This is a genomic window from Azotobacter bryophylli, assembly GCF_042643485.1.
Classification (GTDB): domain Bacteria; phylum Pseudomonadota; class Gammaproteobacteria; order Pseudomonadales; family Pseudomonadaceae; genus Azotobacter; species Azotobacter bryophylli.
Window position 1 is genome coordinate 79,501 of record NZ_JBHRSJ010000022.1, and the last position, 17,678, is coordinate 97,178.

Annotated in this window: 16 protein-coding genes; 9 read left to right on the forward strand and 7 right to left on the reverse strand. The window is 68.5% G+C overall.

Features of this window, described 5'->3' with window-relative positions:
• Positions 1 to 42: 42 nt before the first annotated feature.
• The 7 genes from ACFOJE_RS11820 to ACFOJE_RS11850 are packed head-to-tail and all read right to left on the reverse strand — an operon-like array spanning position 43 to position 7,389.
• Positions 43 to 882 (reverse strand): MetQ/NlpA family ABC transporter substrate-binding protein, encoded by an 840-nt coding sequence (locus ACFOJE_RS11820; protein WP_377814554.1) that lies wholly within the window; start codon positions 880 to 882, stop codon positions 43 to 45.
• Complete coding sequence (locus ACFOJE_RS11825) at positions 879 to 2,264, reverse strand: LLM class flavin-dependent oxidoreductase (protein ID WP_377814555.1); 1,386 nt, start codon at positions 2,262 to 2,264, stop codon at positions 879 to 881. Before ACFOJE_RS11825 ends, ACFOJE_RS11820 begins: the two co-directional genes overlap by 4 nt.
• 1 nt (position 2,265) lies before the next feature.
• Positions 2,266 to 3,498: an SfnB family sulfur acquisition oxidoreductase gene (locus ACFOJE_RS11830; protein ID WP_377814556.1), complete on the reverse strand. Its 1,233-nt coding sequence runs from the start codon at positions 3,496 to 3,498 to the stop codon at positions 2,266 to 2,268.
• 12 nt (positions 3,499 to 3,510) lie between these two features.
• Positions 3,511 to 4,788, reverse strand: a complete 1,278-nt coding sequence (locus ACFOJE_RS11835) for an SfnB family sulfur acquisition oxidoreductase (protein WP_377814557.1) — start codon at positions 4,786 to 4,788, stop codon at positions 3,511 to 3,513.
• A 52-nt stretch (positions 4,789 to 4,840) separates the two neighbouring features.
• Entirely contained in the window at positions 4,841 to 5,488 is a 648-nt protein-coding gene (locus tag ACFOJE_RS11840) for a methionine ABC transporter permease (protein WP_377814696.1), read from the reverse strand.
• Positions 5,478 to 6,551 carry a methionine ABC transporter ATP-binding protein gene (locus ACFOJE_RS11845; protein ID WP_377814559.1) on the reverse strand — a complete coding sequence of 358 codons (1,074 nt, stop codon included), beginning with the start codon at positions 6,549 to 6,551 and terminating at the stop codon, positions 5,478 to 5,480. The genes ACFOJE_RS11840 and ACFOJE_RS11845 overlap by 11 nt, the downstream gene beginning before the upstream one ends.
• 4 nt (positions 6,552 to 6,555) lie before the next feature.
• Positions 6,556 to 7,389 (reverse strand): MetQ/NlpA family ABC transporter substrate-binding protein, encoded by an 834-nt coding sequence (locus ACFOJE_RS11850; protein ID WP_377814560.1) that lies wholly within the window; start codon positions 7,387 to 7,389, stop codon positions 6,556 to 6,558.
• 458 nt (positions 7,390 to 7,847) lie between these two features.
• On the opposite strand from ACFOJE_RS11850, the gene ACFOJE_RS11855 reads away from it, so the two are divergent.
• From ACFOJE_RS11855 to ACFOJE_RS11895, 9 genes are all read left to right on the forward strand, one after another.
• On the forward strand, positions 7,848 to 8,894 hold the full coding sequence (locus ACFOJE_RS11855; protein ID WP_377814561.1) for an ABC transporter substrate-binding protein: 1,047 nt from the start codon (positions 7,848 to 7,850) through the stop codon (positions 8,892 to 8,894).
• A gap of 10 nt (positions 8,895 to 8,904) precedes the next feature.
• Positions 8,905 to 9,768, forward strand: coding sequence for an ABC transporter ATP-binding protein (locus ACFOJE_RS11860; protein ID WP_377814562.1), 864 nt, complete (start codon positions 8,905 to 8,907; stop codon positions 9,766 to 9,768).
• Between the two features lie 9 nt (positions 9,769 to 9,777).
• Positions 9,778 to 10,557, forward strand: a complete 780-nt coding sequence (locus ACFOJE_RS11865; RefSeq protein WP_377814563.1) for an ABC transporter permease — start codon at positions 9,778 to 9,780, stop codon at positions 10,555 to 10,557.
• The gene (locus ACFOJE_RS11870) at positions 10,550 to 11,467 is read left to right on the forward strand and encodes an ABC transporter substrate-binding protein (protein WP_377814564.1); all 918 of its coding nucleotides are present in this window, start codon (positions 10,550 to 10,552) and stop codon (positions 11,465 to 11,467) included. The genes ACFOJE_RS11865 and ACFOJE_RS11870 overlap by 8 nt, the downstream gene beginning before the upstream one ends.
• Before the next feature lie 28 nt (positions 11,468 to 11,495).
• On the forward strand, positions 11,496 to 12,647 hold the full coding sequence (locus ACFOJE_RS11875; RefSeq protein WP_377814565.1) for an acyl-CoA dehydrogenase family protein: 1,152 nt from the start codon (positions 11,496 to 11,498) through the stop codon (positions 12,645 to 12,647).
• Positions 12,648 to 12,759: 112 nt separating this feature from the next.
• Positions 12,760 to 13,317 (forward strand): DedA family protein, encoded by a 558-nt coding sequence (locus tag ACFOJE_RS11880; protein WP_377814566.1) that lies wholly within the window; start codon positions 12,760 to 12,762, stop codon positions 13,315 to 13,317.
• A 226-nt stretch (positions 13,318 to 13,543) separates the two neighbouring features.
• Entirely contained in the window at positions 13,544 to 14,950 is a 1,407-nt protein-coding gene (locus ACFOJE_RS11885; protein ID WP_377814567.1) for an LLM class flavin-dependent oxidoreductase, read from the forward strand.
• A gap of 22 nt (positions 14,951 to 14,972) precedes the next feature.
• Entirely contained in the window at positions 14,973 to 16,223 is a 1,251-nt protein-coding gene (locus tag ACFOJE_RS11890; RefSeq protein WP_377814568.1) for an acyl-CoA dehydrogenase family protein, read from the forward strand.
• Positions 16,224 to 16,650: 427 nt separating this feature from the next.
• Positions 16,651 to 17,460 (forward strand): hypothetical protein, encoded by an 810-nt coding sequence (locus ACFOJE_RS11895; protein WP_377814569.1) that lies wholly within the window; start codon positions 16,651 to 16,653, stop codon positions 17,458 to 17,460.
• Positions 17,461 to 17,678 lie beyond the last annotated feature (218 nt).

Sequence of the window (17,678 nt, forward strand, 5' to 3'; positions counted from 1 at the left end):
CCACACACGGGGCGACTCTCCCCGCATGCAGGCCGGTCCGGACTACTTCGGCTGGGCCGTTTCGGCGCCGTTATGCAGCCAGGGCAGGCTGTAGAGGCGCTCGTTGTTGGCGTTGGACTTTTTGATCTGCTCGCGTACCGCCGGGGATTGCTGGTACAGGCGGATGAAGCGCTGGAGGCGGGGGGCGTCGGCGTTGTCGGTGCGGGCGACGAAGCGGATGGCGTAGTAGAGGTCGTCGACGCCGGAGAACAGCAGGGCGCTGCCCGGGTCGAGGGTGCCGGCGGCGGCGAAGTGGCCGGGGTAGCCCTGGGCGAGGTCCACGTCGTCGATGGCGCGGACCAGTTGCGGGCCGTCGATTTCCACCAGCTTCAGATGCCTGGGGTTGTCGACGATGTCGCCGAGGCGGGCGCGGGGGCCGACGCCCTCGCGCAGGCGGATCAGCCCGGCTTTTTCCAAAAGCTGCAGGCCGCGGCCCTGGTTGACCGGGTCGTTGGCCACCGCCACCCGCGCGCCCTCCTTGAGTTCGGCGAAGCTCTTGATGCGGGTGGAGTAGAGACCGACGTTGCTGAGGATGCCGATCCCCACCGCCCGGAGCGGGTAGCCGCTTTCCCGGACGGCGTTGTCGAGGAAGGCCTGGTGCTGGAAGTAGTTGGCGTCCAGGTCCTTGCTGGCCAGCGCCAGGTTCGGCGCGGTCCAGTCGCTGAACTCCACCACCTCCACTTCCAGGCCCTGCCGACCGGCTTCCTGCGCCGCCACGTGCACCGAGTCGGCCAGCGGGCCGGGGGTGACGCCGATCTTCAGCGCCGCGGCCTGGGCTGCGACGCTGAAGGCCAGGGCGCCGAGCAGGCCGGCGCCGGCGCGCAGGAGGGCGCGGCGTTTCATGCCGGCTCTCCCTGCGCGGCCGGGGCGGGGACGTGGCGGTGGGCGGCGGCCGGGTGGCGCGCCGGCAGGCGGTCGCCCTGGCCGAACAGTTTCTGCCGCAGGCTGCCCTCGGCGTAGGCGGTCTTGTACGAGCCGCGGTTCTGCAGCTCGGGGATCACCAGGTCGATGAAGTCCTCGTAGCTTTCCGGGGTGACGGTGCGCGACAGGTTGAAGCCGTCGATGCCCACCTCGTTGGCCCAGGATTCCAGCTCGTCGGCTACCTGCTGGGCGTCGCCGACCAGGGTCGGGTAGCGGCTGCCGAGGCGGAAGCGTTCGAGCAGCTTGCGCCGGGTCATGGCGTTGGCCTGGGCGGTCTGGGCGGCGGACTGGATGGCGTTGCCGCGGCTGTAGTCGATCGGCTCGTCCAGGCCGTAGCGGGCGAAGTCGACGTTGACGCTGCTGGCGAAGTGGGCGAGGCCGGCCTCGGCGCTGGCGTAGTGCCAATAATCGTCGAACTTCTCCTGGGCCTCGCGGGCGGTGGCGCCGACCACCGCGGCGATGCCGGCGTAGATCTTGATGTCGTCCGGCCGGCGGCCGGCCTGCACCGCCTGGGCGCGCAGGTTCTGCACCAGCTGGCGGGTGGTTTCCTTGTCCTGGGCGCTGATGAAGATGGCCTCGGCGTGGCGCGCGGCGAACTGCTGGCCGCGCGCCGAGGTGCCGGCCTGGAACAGCAGCGGGGTGCGCTGGATCGACGGCTCGCACAGGTGGTAACCGTCGAGCCGGTAGTAGGGGCCTTCGTGGTGGATGCGGTGGACCTTGGCCGGGTCGGCGAACACCCGGGCGGCCTTGTCGCGGCGCGCGGCGCCGTCTTCCCAGCTGCCTTCCCAGAGCTTGTAGACCAGCTCCAGGTAGTCGTCGGCGCGCTCGTAGCGCTCGTCGTGGGGGATCTGTCCCTGCAGGCCCATGGCCCGGGCGCCGCTGTCCAGGTAGCCGGTGACGATGTTCCAGCCGATGCGCCCGCGGGTCAGGTGGTCCAGCGTCGACATGCGCCGGGCGAACAGGTAGGGCGGCTCGTAGCTGAGGTTGGAGGTGATGCCGAAGCCCAGGTGTTTGGTGGCGGCGGCCATGGCCGAGACCAGCAGCAGCGGGTCGTTGACCGGCAGCTGGATGGACTCGCGCAGGGTCAGGTCGATGGAGTGCTGGTAGACGTCGTAGACGCCGACGATGTCGGCGATGAACAGCCCGTCGAACAGGCCGCGCTCCAGCAGCCTGGCCAGGTCGGTCCAGTACTCGATGGTGTTGTAGTCCACCGAGTTGTCCCGCGGGTGGGTCCAGAGGCCGTGGTTGATGTGGCCCACGCAGTTCATGTTGAACGCATTGAGCAGGATCTGCTTCTTCGCCATGTCAGAGCGCTCCGTGCCGCGGGGGCAGCTTGTCGTTGAGGTAGTAGTTGCCGACCGCGTGGAACTTCCAGCGCACCGGGTCGTGCAGGGTGTGGGTGCGGGCGTTGCGCCAGTAGCGGTCGAGGTTGTGCTCGCTCAGGCTGGCGACGCTGCCGCCCAGCTCGAACAGCCGCGATCCGGCCTTGAGGGCGATTTCGGTGGTCAGCACGCGGGCTTCGGCCACCGCCACCGAGGCCGCGGCCACGCTGCGCTCGTCCGGCGCCGACTGGGAAGCGTCGAGCACCCGGCCGGCGCGGCGCAGCAGGGCCTCGGCGGCCTTCAGGCGCACGGCCAGGTCGCCGACCCGCTCCAGGGTCAGCGGATCGTCGGTGGCCTTGTCCTGGGGCGCGTCGATCCACGGCCGGGTATGGCGGCGGACGAACTCCAGGGTGGCGGCGTAGGCGCCCCTGGCCATGCCCAGGTCGAGGGCGGCGTGGATGATCTGGGCCAGCGGGCCGATGGTGCTGGGGCTGTCGAAGGAGGCCTGGAACGGCACCACCCAGTCGGCCTGCACGTGCACGTCGTCGAACTGCACCGAGCCGCTGCCGGTCACCCGCTGGCCGAAGCCGTCCCAGTCGTCGGTGATGGTGACGCCGCGGCTCTGGCGCGGGACGAAGGCGAGCCAGCCGGTGCCGCTCTCGTCGACCGCCAGGGTCGGAATCCAGTGGGCGAACAGCGAGCCGGTGCAGTAGAACTTGCGGCCGTCGATGCGGAAGCCGCCGTGCTTGCGGTCGGGGCTCAGGCGGGTGCGGCGGACGAAGTCCTTGTGGCCGATCTCGGCCAGGGCGTTGCCGAAGCGCTGGCCTTCCAGGGCCTGGTAGAAGAAGAAGCTCTTCTGTTCTTCGCTGCCGCCGACGCGCAGCACCTCCAGCGAATAGAAATGGTTCTGCGGGATGTGCGCCAGGGAGCTGTCGGCGGCGGCGAGGATGCTCACCACCTCGGCCAGGGTGACGTTGGAGACGCCGGCGCCGCCGTACTGCTTGGGCACGCTGATGCCCCACAGGCCGCTGCGCGAGAAGCGCTCGATCTCAGCCCAGGGCAGGCGGCGCTCGCGGTCGCGCCGGGCGGCCTCGACGGCGAACTCGGCCGCCAGTTCGCGGGCCACGGCGAGGGCCTCGGCATCGTCGCGGATCACCCTGACGCTGCCGGGGATGGGCGTGGTCAGGGGCGCGGAAAGGTTGTTGGACTGGCTCATGGATGGACTTCCTCAGTTCCACTGATGGCGGCGGGGCAGCACGCCGTTGAGTTCGTAGTTGCCGACCAGGTGGTATTTCCAGCGCACCGGGTCGTGCAGGGTGTGGGTGCGGGCGTTGCGCCAGTGGCGGTCCAGGTTGTGGACGCTGCGGGTGGCGGCGGTGCCGGCCAGCTCGAACAGCTTCTCGCTGGCCTCCAGGGCCAGTTCGGTGGTCAGGACCTTGGCCGCCGCCACCGCCACCGAGGCCTCGGCGCTGGATTCGGCGGTGATCGGCTCGCGGGAGACGCGGTCGAGGGTGCGGCCGGCGTCGTGCAGCACCTCGATGGCGGCGTGCAGGTCGATCTGCAGGCGGCCGACCGCCTGGATGATGTAGGGGTCGTCGCTGGCGCGCTCGCCGCCGAAGTCCATCCACGGCCGCGAACGCTCGCGGACGAAGGCCAGGGTGTCGTCGATGGCGGCCTGGGCGATGCCGGCGTCGATGGCCGCCTGCAGCAGCTGGGAGATCGGCCCGGGCAGCCCCGGGCGGTTAGCCAGTTGCCAGGCCGGCAGGACGTTGGCCGGGTCCACTTCCACGTTGTCGAAGACCACCGTGCCGCTGGCGGTGGTGCGCTGGCCGATGCCCGACCAGTCGTCCACCACGCTCACGCCGGGGGCGTGGCGCGGCACCCAGGCCAGGATCGATCGGTCCTCGGCGTCCAGGGCGCGGGTCGGAATCCAGTGGGCGAACAGCGCGCCGGTGGAGTAGAAGCGGGTGCCGCTCAGGCGCAGCTTGCCGCCGTCCGCACCGAGGCGGGCGGTCTGCTGCAGGATGGTCCGGGTGCCGCGCTCGGGGCCGGCGTTGCCGAAGCGCTGGCCGGCCAGCACGCGGGAGTAGACCCAGCGCTTCTGCGCCGGGCTGGCCAGTTCGTCGACCACGGCGAGCACGCCGTACTGGTTCTGCGGGATCTGCCCGAGGGCCGGGTCGGCCGCGCAGAGGATGCGGAACACCTCGGCCAGGGTGACGTAGGACACCTCGGCGCCGCCGTAGGCGCGCGGCACGCGGATGCCGCCGAGGCCGCTCTGCGAGTAGAGGTCCAACTCGTCCCAGGGCAGGCGGCGCTCGCGGTCGCGCTCGGCGGCCCCGGCGACGAAGACCTTGGCCAGGGCCTGGGCCACCTCGATGGCCTCGGCGTCGCTGCGGATCACCCGCACGCTGGCCGGATCGAGCAGGCGTGGACGGGGCCCTTCGGCCGTTTCGGGCGTAGCCGCCCCCGTTACCGCGGCGAGGCGGCGTTGCTGAATGTCGCTCATGGTTGCTCCAGAGGGCGTCCGCGCGGGACGCCGGATCGATGGGTCGGGCGGATCAGATCCGCTTGTTGAGACGCAAGGCGAGGCGGTCGCCGCCGAGCTGGATCAGGCTCACCAGCAGCACCAGCAGCACGATCACGGTGAGCATCACCTGGGTGTCGAAGCGCTGGTAGCCGTAGCGGTAGGCGAGATCGCCCAGCCCGCCGGCGCCGATGGCCCCGGCCACCGCCGAGGCGTTGATCATGCTCACCAGGGTGATGGTGAAGCCGGCCACGATGCCCGGCCGGGCCTCCGGCAGCAGCACGTGCCAGACGATGTGCCAGCGCCGGCAGCCCATGGCCTGGGCGGCCTCGATCAGGCCGCGGTCCACCTCGCGCAGGCTGACTTCGGCGATGCGCGCGAAGAACGGCGTGCTGGCCACGGTCAGCGGCACCACCGCGGCCCAAACGCCGTAGCTGGTGCCGACGATCAGGCGGGTGAAGGGGATCAGCGCGACCATCAGGATCAGGAAGGGGATCGAACGCAGCACGTTGACCACGCTGCCGATCGCGCCGTTGGCCCAGCGCGCCTCGAAGATGCCGTCGCGGGCGCTGGTCACCAGGAACAGCGCCAGCGGGATGCCCAGCAGCAGGGTGACCAGGGCCGAGGCGCCGATCATCAGCAGGGTGTCCCAGGCGCCCTGCAGCAGGCGGTCAACGAGCAGCGGCGACATAGCCCAGTCCTCCCACCTTGTCGGCCAGCTCCCTGGCCCGTTCGATGATCGCCGCCTCCGGCTCGCGGGAATCCACGCTGAGCAGCAGATGGCCCTGGGCGCGGCCCTGGATGCGGTCGATGCCGCCGTGCAGCAGGCGCGTGCCGGTGCCCAGGGTCCGGGCGATGGCCGAGAGGTCCGGCTCGCGCAGGCTGGCGCCGGTGAAGTGCAGGTCGAGCAGCAGGGCGCTGTGCTCGCCGTTCGGCTTCTGGCGGATGCGGCCGATCAGGTCTTCCGGCAGGTCGTGCTGGCGGGTGCCGAGCAGGGTGCGGGTGACCTCGTGGCGCGGGTCGCCGAACACCCGCCAGACCGGGCCTTCCTCGACCACCCGGCCGCGCTCGAGCACCACCACGCGCTGGCAGATCTCGTGGATCACCTCCATCTCGTGGGTGATGAGAACGATGGTGAGGCCGAGGCGGCGGTTGATGTCGCGCAGCAGGGCGAGGATCGCCTGGGTGCTCTCCGGGTCGAGGGCCGAGGTGGCCTCGTCGCAGAGCAGGATCTCCGGGTCGTGGACCAGCGCGCGGGCGATGCCGACCCGCTGCTTCTGCCCGCCGGAGAGCTGCGCCGGATAGACGTCGCGCTTCTCGGCCAGGCCCACCAGGTCGAGCAGCTGATCGACCCGCCGCTCGATCTCGCCAGGCCGCCAGCCGGCCACCTTGAGCGGCAGGGCGACGTTCTCCCGCACGGTCTTGGCCGACATCAGGTTGAAGTGCTGGAAGATCATGCCGACCCGCCGGCGCAGCTCGACCAGCAGGTCCTCGTCGTAGTCGCCGATGTCCACGCCGTCGATCAGCACCCGGCCGCCGCTGGGCTGCTCCAGGCGGTTGAGGGTGCGCAAGAGCGACGACTTGCCGGCGCCGCTGCGGCCGATGATGCCGAAGATCTCGCCGCGCTGGATGTTCAGGTTGATGTTCGCCAGGGCCTGCTCCGGGGCGCCGGGGTAGGTCTTGCACAGCGCTTCCAGACGGATGTGGGTGGCGGCCTGCTCGATGTCGGCTGCGTAACGGCCCATGGCGTCATTCCTCCCAGCCCGGCGTGTAGAGCTTGCCCTGGGTGCGGTCGAGGGCGGCGCGGACCACCGGGGAGCTCTGGTAGACCTTGATGAACCGGCGCAGGCGCTCGTCGTTCTGGCCTTCCGGACGGGTGACGAACTGGATGGCGTAGATCTTCCGGTCCTGGCCGTCGAAGATCAGCGCGCTCTCCGGGTCGATGGTGCCGGCCAGCTTCAGGTAGTGCGGCATGCCCTGGGCCAGGTCCACGTCGTCCAGGGCGCGGGCCAGCTGCACGGCCTCCAGCTCGATGATCCGGATCTGCTTCGGGTTCTCGACGATGTCGGCCACCGTGGTCTCGAAGCCGGTGCCGGGCTTGAGCTTGATCAGCCCGGCCTTCTCCAGCAGCTGCAGGCCGCGGGCGCCGTTGACCGCGTCGCCGGCGATGGCGACCTTGGCGCCCACCGGCAGCTCATCGAGGCTCCTGTACTTCTTCGAGTAGAGGCCGATGTTGTTGATCACTCCCGGGGCGACCGGCTTGAGGTCGAAGCCGCCTTCCTTGTTGGCGTTGGTCAGGAAGGGGATGTGCTGGTAGTAGTTGGCGTCGATGTCGCCCTGGGCCAGGGTCACGTTCGGCGTTTTCCAGTCGCTGAATTCCACCAGCTCCACCGCGACGCCCTGCTTGGCGGCTTCCGCCGCGGCGACTTCCAGCACCGGCATGAAGGCGGCGGTGGAACCGAGCTTGAGCGGCTGGTCGCTGGCGGCCTGGGCCACCCCCAGCGCCGAGCCGGCCACGGCGGCCAGGGCCAACGACCTGATCCATCGGCCGGCGAGACGGGCCAGAGAATATTCACGCTGCATATACAACTCCTGGATTCGCAAGGGTCCGTGTTCGGAAGAGTCCGTGTGAATCCGGAAGGGCAAGTTCGGTGCCAGCTCCGCGAAGGCCGCGGAATCCGGGCTCCGCGGCGGGTTTGGCCGGGTCGCGCCGGGCGGGGCGCGCTGTCGCAATCGCGGGTGTTCTGTTAGCCCGCTGTTGCTGCGGCAACAGTTGGCCGGCGAACGGCCGTCTGGAGGGCCGGTTCGCCCGTTTCCGCGGGCGCAAGGCCGGGGATTTCCGGCAACTGTTGGATATTCGACAGTTTGCCGGGCAGCTGTCGGCCCCGGGACAGCTGCGCTGCCGACAGTCGGGACGGGATGCCGGTATCCGTGGTTTTTATTCTTTCATATCAATGAGTTATCGATGTTTTTCCGATCTGGCGCAGCTCTTGCTCTGTCCGTAGCCAGGTAATTGCCAAGCGTGCGAAGGAAATTCAGAGATGACAGTCGATACCAGCCGCAGATCGGTCCTCAAGAAACTGGCCCTGTTCGGCACCGCCGGCGCCGCCAGTCTCGTGCTGCCGGGTTGCTGGGACAAGCAGCAGGGCGGCGCCGCCAAGTCGGCCGCCGCGCCCGCCGTGGTCAAGAGCGTCGGCGACGCGGTGGTGGAATTCAAATATCCGGACAACCCGGCCTTCGACCTGGTCTATCTGGCCGAGTCGCTGGGCTACTTCGAGGGAACCCGGGCGCGGCCGAAGTACGTCGGCAAGATCGCCGCGCCGCAGATCATTCCGCTGGTGGGCACCGGGGAGCTGGACTTCGGCATGCGCATGGTGCCGCTGGTGATCTCGGCGCTGGCCAGCGGGCTGGATATCAAGGTGGTGTCCGCCGGCGGCAAGACCCTGGAGGAAGCCCCGCACATGAAGTACTTCGTGCGTCGGGACTCGGCGATCCGCTCGCCCAAGGACCTGGAAGGCAAGACCGTCGGCTTCAACAGCTTCGGCGCCTGCGCCGAGTTCGTCACCAAGACCTACCTGCGCCAGCACGGCGTGGACGTGAACAAGATCAACTGGCTGGTGGTGCCGGACAACCAGAGCGAGCAGACCCTGGCGACCGGCAACATCGACCTGGCGATCATCCATCCGCCGCATTCCGGCGGCGCCGAGCAGAACCCGGCGCTGCTGCGGCTGTGGAGCGACTACGACCTGGACCGCGGCCTCGGCGGCATGGCGCCGTACAGCGCGCACGGGCGCTTCCTGCGCGAACATCCGGAAGCCACCCGCGACGTGGTTCAGGCCATCGCCCGGGCGGCCAACTGGGTCAACGCCAACCCGGAGGAGGCGCGCAAGATCACCGCCCAGCGCATCGGCATGGACCTGGGCAAGGTGGAGCGCTACGCCTACGTGGAGAACCTGGTGATCACCGAGCCGCCGATCCAGTACTACATCGACATCCTCGAAGCCGAGGGCAAGATCCCGCGCGGCAAGATCAAGGTGAAGGACGTCTACACCAACGAGTTCAACCCCTTCGCCGGCCAGCCGGCCTGAGGTGCGCAGCGTGAGCAGCAAGATCGTGGCGCGCGACCTGCGCATGGAGTTCAGCGCGAAGAACGAGAGCGGCCAGGCCGAGCGGGTGGTCGCCCTGGCGGACTTCGACCTGGAGGTGCGCGACGGCGAGTTCCTCTCCGTGCTCGGCCCCTCCGGCTGCGGCAAGTCGACCTTCCTCAGCATCCTCGCCGGCCTCGCCGAGAAGAGCGGCGGCAGCATCCGCATCGACGGCAAGCCGCTGGAGGGCATCAACGCCAACCAGGGCGTGGTGTTCCAGGGCTACGCGCTGTTCCCCTGGCGCACGGTGCTGGAGAACATCGAGGTGGGCCTGGAGATCCGCGGCGTGGGCAAGGCCGAGCGGCGCGAGCGGGCCCGCGAGTACCTGGAGCTGGTGGGCCTCAACGGCTTCGGCGGACGCTACCCGCACGAGATCTCCGGGGGCATGCGCCAGCGCGTGGCCATCGCCCGCTCGCTGGTCTACCAGCCCGACGTGCTGCTGATGGACGAGCCCTTCGCCGCCCTCGACGCGCAGACCCGCGAGATCCTCCAGGCCGAGCTGCTGCGCATCTGGGACCGGCACAAGAAGACCATCGTGTTCATCACCCACAGCCTCGACGAGGCGATCTTCCTCTCCGACCGGATCGCGGTGATGACCCACCGGCCGGGGCGGGTCAAGGAGATCATCGAGGTGCCCCTGCCGCGCCCGCGGCCGGCCGAGGTGCGCAACTCCGAGGAATTCGTCCACCTGCGCCAGCGCGCCTGGGAGGTGCTCAAGGACGAGGTGCGCTTCGCCAACGCCCCGGTGCCGGCGCCGACCTCGGTGCGCGCCGCCGACTGGCCGGCCAGCGCGCAGACCGCCGAGATCAAGGGTTAGGGAGTTTTCATGAAGTTTTCGCTGAATCTCGCCGGGCTCCTCGAGCGCAGCCTCGGCATTCTGGTCTTCCTGCTGCTCTGGGAGCTGCTGCCGCGCCTGGGGCTGGTCAACAGCGGCTATCTCAGCCCGCCGTCGGCGATCCTGCAGACGATCTGGGAGCTGGCCGTCTCCGGCGCGCTGTTCAAGCATCTGGAGGCCAGCCTGTATCGCTCCCTGGCCGGCCTGCTGCTGGCCATCGTCAGCGGGGTGAGCCTGGGTCTGCTGATGGGCTGGTTCGCCCGGCTGGAGGCGCTGGTCGATCCGCTGCTGCAGTTCTTCCGGCAGACCTCGGCGCTGGCGCTGTTCCCGGTATTCATCCTGTTCTTCGGCATCGGCGAGCTGTCCAAGGTGGCGATCATCTTCTGGGCCGCGTTCTGGCCGATCCTGCTCAGCACCATCAGCGGAGTGAAGCAGGTGGACAAACTGCTGATCGACTCGGCCCGCTCCATGGGCGCCTCGCGCGGCTTCCTGTTCTACAAGGTGGTGCTGCCGGCCGCCTCGCCGTCGATCTTCACCGGCATCCGCCTGGCCGGCGCCTACTGCGTCACCGCCCTGGTCGCCGCGGAGATGATCGGCGCGCACTCGGGGCTGGGCTTCCTCACCCTGAACTCCCAGGAGGTGTTCCAGGTGTCCAGCATGTACGCCGGCATCCTCCTGCTGGCGCTGGTGGGGCTGCTGCTGAACTTCGTCCTGGCCCTGGTCGAGCGGCGCTTCACCCGCTGGCGCAAGGGGCTGACCCACAATGCCTGAGGCCCTGGCGCCGCCGTTGCCGCCGGCGCGCCGGCCGGCTTCCGGCTGGCTGCGTCAGCTGGCGACCGGACTGGCCCTGGCCGCTCTGCTGGCGCTCGCCGCCCTCGGCGACCTGGGCTGGGACTGGCGCCTGCGCTTCTGGACCGGCACCGCCCACCCCAGCGAGCTGTCGCCGGGGCCACTCTTCGAGGCGGCGCGTTCGCGCGGCCGGCTGCTGGTCGGCGTGCGCGAATACCCGCGGCCGGCGCTGCCCGGTACGCCGGTCCGGCCGGAGCCGGACCTGCTCGACGCGGCGCTGGCGCGGGCGCTGGGCGATTACCTGAACCTGCCGGTTGAGCTGGTCGGCCTGCCGCCCGCCGAGCGCGATGCGGCGCTGGCCGAGGGGCGGGTCGACCTGCTGATCGCCGGCGCCGCGCAGCAGCCAGGCGGCACCGATCTGCCGGTTGCGGCCCGCCGGACCGAGGGCGCGCTGCTCGCCCTGCGCGGGCTGGCCCTGGCCGCCGACGCGCCGCTCAAGGGGCACAGCGTGTGCCTCGCCGAGGGCAGCCCGTACCGCCGCGAACTCGCCGAGCGGCACGGCGCCCGGGTGCGGGCCTATCCCTCGTCCATCCGTGCCATCGGCGCCTTCCTCGCCGGGGAGTGCGCGGCGCTGGCGGAGGAGGCGAGCCTCGCCGGCTGGCTGCTGCAGCAGCCGGACTGGCGCTTCTACCGCCGCCTGCCGCTGGCCCTCGAGCCTGAGGCCATCGGCCACGTGCGCCTGCCAGCCGCCGAGCCGCAGAGCCGCCGCTGGCTGGCGGCTGCCCTGGCCGAATGGCGGCGCAGCGGCGCCCAGGACGCCGCGCTGGACCAGCGCCTCGGCGAGCTGAGCCTGGACGTGCTCAAGCTCGGCGCCGGCCTGACCTGTCACTGAACTCCCTTCGAGATAGAGCCCTACCGCCATGAATCCGGATCTGGACACCCTGCTGGAACGAATCGGCGCCACCGCCGTCGAGCGAGACGCCCGCGGCGGTCACGCCGCCGAGGAGAAGGCCCTGCTGCGCGAAGCCGGCCTGCTGCTCTGGTCGATACCGCGCGAGCACGGCGGCCTCGGCCGGCCCTGGGCGGAGATCTACGCCCTGGTGCGCCGGGTCGCCGCCGTCGACAGCTCGCTGGCCCACGTGCTGGCCTTCCATCACCTGCAGGTCGCCACCGTGCTGATCTACGGCAACGACGAGCAGCAGCGCCGCCTGCTCGGCCACACCGCCGAGCACCAGTGCTGGTGGGGCAACGGCATGAACCCGCTGGACCGTCGCCTGCTGGCCCGGCGCAGCGCCGCCGGCCTCACGCTCGACGGCTGCAAGTCGTTCTGCTCGGGCACCGTCGGCTCGCACTTCATGACCCTCTCGGCGGTGCTCGACGGGGCGCCGCAGCCGCTGCTGGCGGTGGTCTCCACCGAGCACCCGGGGGTGCGCATCCTCGACGACTGGGACCCCATCGGCCAGCGCCAGACCGACAGCAACTCGGTGGCCTTCGAGCAGGTGCCGCTGGAGGAGCGCAACGTGCTGCGCGCCCCGGAGGTGCCGCCGACGCCGTTCCACACCCTGCGCAACTGCTTCGCCCAGCTGGTGCTGGTCAACCTCTACCTGGGCATCGCCGAAGGCGCCTTCGCCGAGGCGCGCCGCTTCGCCCGGACCCAGGCGCGGCCCTGGCTGGCCTCGGCGGCGCAGCACGCCACCGACGATCCCTTCACCCAGAACCGCTTCGGCGAGATGCACGTGCAGATCGCCGCCGCCCGCGCCCTGGCCGACCGCGCCGCGGCACTGATCGAGCGGGCCTTCGCCTGCGGCCCGGCGCTGACCGCCGGGGAGCGCGCCGAGGTGGCGGTGGCGGTGGCCGAGGCCAAGGTGCTGGCCCACCGCTCCGGGTTGTACGCCAGCCAGGAGCTGTTCGAGGTGGTCGGCGCGCGCGGGACCCGGGCGGCGCTGGGCTTCGACCGCTTCTGGCGCAACGTGCGCACCCACACCCTGCACGACCCCATCGACTACAAGCTGAACATGCTCGGCCGCTGGGCCCTCAAGGACGAGGCGCCCGATCCGCTGAACTATTCCTGAGCGCCCGGCGGGCCGGCAACCTGCGACTGGCCGGTAGTAGTACGCTGCTGCCCTGCGGCGCCCCGAGCTGTACTCTATGCGCCCGTTTCGTTGTCTTGCAGGGCGTTGAGCTATGTCGTTGATGCAACTGGTCGCCGAGTACGGCTACCTGGCGGTGTTCCTGGGAGCCTTGCTGGAGGGGGAAACCGTGCTGGTGCTGGCCGGCTACGCCGCGCACCAGGGTTATCTGTCCCTCCCGCTGGTGGTGGTCACGGCCCTCTGCGCCGGGGCGCTGGGCGATCAGGGCTTCTTCCTGGTCGGCCGGCGCTACGGCACGGCGCTGCTGCAGCGCTATCCGAAGCTGGAAGCCGGCGCACAGCGCGTCGACCGCATGCTGGTGCGCTTCCAGACCCCGGTGATCCTCGGCATCCGCTTCATGTACGGCCTGCGCGTCGCCGGGCCCATCGCCCTCGGCATGAGCGCGGTGCCGACCTGGCGCTTCGTGCTGTTCAACCTGATCGGCGCGGCGATCTGGGCGCCGCTGGTGGTCGGCACCGGCTACCTGTTCGGCCAGACCCTGGAGTGGGTGTTCGCCGACATCAGGCGTTACGAGGAAGCCGCGGTGCTGACCATCGTCGGCGTGGCCGTGGCCTTCGCCCTGTTCCGTCGCCTGCGGCGGCACGTCCGATAGCCGACCGCAGCGCCTGCCACCGCCCGGCAACTGTCGGGCGCGCAACAGCGGATGAACAATCTGTTCCGTGCCGATCATCCGCACGCCGCTCTTTTCGTACATCTCCCTGATTTGCCGCGAGTTTCCCAGCTGGCACGGGTTCTGCCCGGCTGTTTGCCGCCGGCTGCGTCGTCTCTGCACGACGCTGGCCGCCCATCCGCACATCGGCAGCCTCAGGGAGAAGCCCATGCCCCGCGAAATCCGCCTCAATGCCTTCGAGATGAACTGCGTCGGGCATCAGTCCCCCGGCCTCTGGGCGCACCCGCGCGACCGCGCCTGGCAGTACAAGGACCTGGAATACTGGACCGAGCTGGCCAGACTGCTGGAGCGCGGCAAGTTCGACGGCATCTTCATCGCCGACGTGATCGGCATCTACGACGTGCTGGGCGGCAACGGCGAGGCGGCGCTGCGCCAGTCCACCCAGGTGCCGGTCAACGACCCGCTGGCGCTGATCACCCCGATGGCGCTGGTCTCCGAGCACCTCGGCTTCGGCCTGACGGCCTCGCTTTCCTTCGAGCACCCGTATCCGTTCGCCCGCCGCCTCTCCACCCTCGACCACCTGACCCGCGGCCGCATCGGCTGGAACATCGTCACCTCCTACCTCGACAGCGGCGCGCGCAACCTCGGCCAGCAGGCGCTGAAGGACCACGACGCGCGCTACGACTACGCCGACGAGTACCTGGAGGTGATCTACAAGCTGCTGGAAGGCAGCTGGGAAGAGGGCGCGGTGGTGCGCGACCGCGAGCGCCGTCTGTTCACCGAGCCGGCCAAAGTCCACGAGATCGGGCACGTCGGCAAGCACTTCCAGGTGCCCGGCATCCACCTCTGCGAACCCTCGCCGCAGCGCACCCCGGTGCTCTACCAGGCCGGCGCCTCCAGCCGCGGCAAGCAGTTCGCCGCCGAGCACGCCGAATGCGTGTTCGTCGCCGCGCCGTCGAAGAGCATCCTCAAGAAGACCGTCGCCGACATCCGCCGGCGCGCCGAGGAAGCGGGGCGCGACCCGCGCAAGGTGCTGATCTTCAACCTGCAGACGGTGATCGTCGGCGAAACCGACGCCGCCGCCCAGGCCAAGTGGCGCGACTATAAGCAGTACGCCAGCTACGAGGGCGCGCTGGCGCTGATCTCCGGCTGGACCGGCATCGACTTCGGCCAGTACCGGCCCGACCAGGTGCTCGAGCACATCCACACCAACGCCATCCAGTCGGCGGTGGAGGCCTTCTCCAGCGCCGACCCGAACCGCACCTGGACGGTCCGGGAGCTGGCCGACTGGGTCGGCATCGGCGGCTTCGGTCCGCTGATCGTCGGCAGCGCGCAGACCGTGGCCGACGAGCTGCAGAGCTGGGTCGAGGACACCGACGTGGACGGCTTCAACCTGGCCTACGCGGTGACTCCGGAAACCTTCGTCGATGTGGTCGAGCTGCTGGTCCCCGAGCTGCAGAAGCGCGGCGCGTTCAAGACCGAATACGCCCCCGGCACCCTGCGCGAGAAGCTGTTCGGGGAAGGCCCGCGCCTGCCGGCCAGCCACCCGGCCGCCGGCTATCGCGACCTCGCGGCGCTGGAGGCCGGGCGCCGTGGCGCAACGGCCGGCGCATGAAGCGAACCCAGGAGAACGGAAGATGAACGAACAGGCACGTATTACAGCGATGGAAGATGCGGACGCGGTGGAAATCCCGTGGGAGTTCGACGGGCCGGTGGCGCCCGACTCCCCGGAACTGGAGCGGCTGCTGGCGGAGATCGCCCTGGACGCCGAAGCGCGGCGTCGGCCCGGCCGGGAAGGCCACCCGTGGAAGGCCCTGGGGCTGATCCGCAAGGCCCGGCTCGGCGCCCTGCGCCTGCCGCACGAAAGCGGCGGCGCCGGGGCCAGCCTGCGCCAGCTGTTCCAGGTGGTCATCCGCCTGGCCGAGGCCGACCCGGACGTGGCCCACATCCTGCGCGCCCACTACCTGCTGGTCGACGAGTTCCTCCGCGCCCCGGCCGGCCCGGTGCGCGACGCCCGGCTCGCCCGCGCCGCGGCGGGCGAACTGTTCGGCAACGCCTACACCGAGCTGTCGGCGAAGGCGGTCGGCAACTACCAGTTCGACACCCGCCTGACCCCGGAGGGCGACGGCTACCGGCTCGACGGCACCAAGTACTTCAGCACCGGCACCCTGTACGCCGACTGGGTCTACGTGACCGCCTCCGGTCCGGAGGGCAGCTGCATCGGCGCGGTGATCCCGACCGACCGGGAAGGGGTGAGCATCGAGGACGACTGGGACGGCATCGGCCAGAAGCACACCGGCAGCGGCACCACCCACTTCGACAACGTCCGCGTCGAGCGCGACGAGGTGACCCAGCGCAGCACCGAGACCCAGTTCAACGCCCTGGCCCAGCTCTACCTGCACGCCATCGTCGCCGGCATCCTGCGCAACGTGGTCGGCGATGCCGCGGCGCTGCTGCACAGCCGCGTGCGCACCTTCAGCCACGCCGCCACCGAACGCGCCCCGGAAGACCCGCAACTGCTGCAGGTGGTCGGCTCCCTCTCCAGCAGCGCCTTCGCTGCCGAAGCCATCGTCCTGGCCGCCGCCGACGCCCAGGACCGCGCCTTCGCCGCGGCCGTCCGCCAGGGCCGGGTCGGCGTCGCCCTCGGCCACGCCGCTTCCCTGAGCGCGGCCCAGGCCAAGGTCAGCATCGATCAACTGGCCCTGCAGGCCGCCACCCAGCTCTTCGACGTCGGCGGCGCCTCCGCCGCCCGCCAATCCGCCAACCTCGACCGCCACTGGCGCAACATCCGCACCCTGGCCTCCCACAACCCCACCGTCTACAAGGCCCGGGCCATCGGCGACTACGTGGTGAACGGGCGGGAATTGCCGAGGAATGCGTATTTCTGAGGGGGGGCCGCCGGGAGTGCGCCCGGCTGTCGCCGATACGGGGCGCACTCCGGGGGACATGCATCTCATCCGGTGGGCAGGGCGGCCAATGTGGAGGACGTCGCGTCCCAGATCGTTCTTGACGAACGCCGGCGGTTTTTCGACAGCCTGTCAGTCTCAACTCGTGTCTATCGCCGGCTCGTCCCATGGATGCTGAATGGGCGTTCGGCAGGGAGCGGGCAGAGAGCCTCGATATTGGGGTGGCATTTTGATAGCTTCGGCATGTCTGTGCTGGGATATTCCAGAGCGTGTCTTCCGCAGGTGAAGCTGGCTTATGTCAGTTCGTGAGTTATACACCAAGTGGTGTATTGCGATGTGATAGTGGGACGCGTAACAGTAGTTAAATTTCAAAGAGGCTTTCATGCGGTATCCAAGAATATTTGTATCCATGCTGTGGAAGATCTTTCCTTACTTTATATTGGTCGTTTCGGGTGTGTTTTTATGGTGGTATTTGGATGGGGTTGGAAATGGCTATGCCGGGATATTTGATTCGTTAGCTAGTGGTATTATTAGTGGTCTGATTACTGCGCTATTGCTTTTTGTTTTTACAATATTATGGCGGAAAAATGTAGAGCCATGGTTTGAGAATCTTCTTTATCAAGATGTCTGCATAGAAGGAGAGTGGTCCGGAATATTGATACCATATCTTGGTTTGGAGGATTTGGATCGTGTCGCCAAGAGAACTGCCTGGAGAAGATTTCAAGAGCGCCTTAGAAAGGAGAGGGCAGCTGAGCGAGGAGAGCCGGTTCCAGCTCTGGCCGTCAACGACCGTGGTGAAAGAAAGGAGGTGAGCGCCGAATTAATTTTTCATCGTGACACGGAACAACAAACTGATACGACTCACGAAACGGAAAAACATATAAAAATAGCGATAGGCTCGGTTCCAATTATAATTAGGGTTGAAATTATTCGGGTTGGTCATAGAATTAGTGGGCGTATTATTGAGGTTGGTGGTGCTAGTAAGGTTCATACGTACACGATATCAGGAGCTTTTAAGAATTTAATACTTGCAGGTTCTTATGAGACTTGCAGTAGAGATCATATAGATCGTGGTGCGCTATCTTTAATGTTGAAAAATAACGGAAAGGTGTTTGAGGGGTTCTTTTCGTCATATAGTGATAATCAGCACAAAATTATGCCTATGCAGTGCATACTTAAAAAGAAAAATCACTTGACCGATGATGTGGGCGGCATTTAGCAAGTTATTTAGCGGGGCGTTGCAAGCTATGTTGGCGACTCCGCTAGTTAAAATTCAACATGGTATTACTATGGAGGTTCTTCTGTTTTTTCTGATCGTACCCACGCTCCTGCGTGGGTACGCACTTCCCGTTGTTCCTGTTGCGGACATGTAGAGCCCAGAGGCTGGGCTCCCACGCGGGAGCCTAAAACCATCGGATTTGTTCTCTCCCCCCCGCA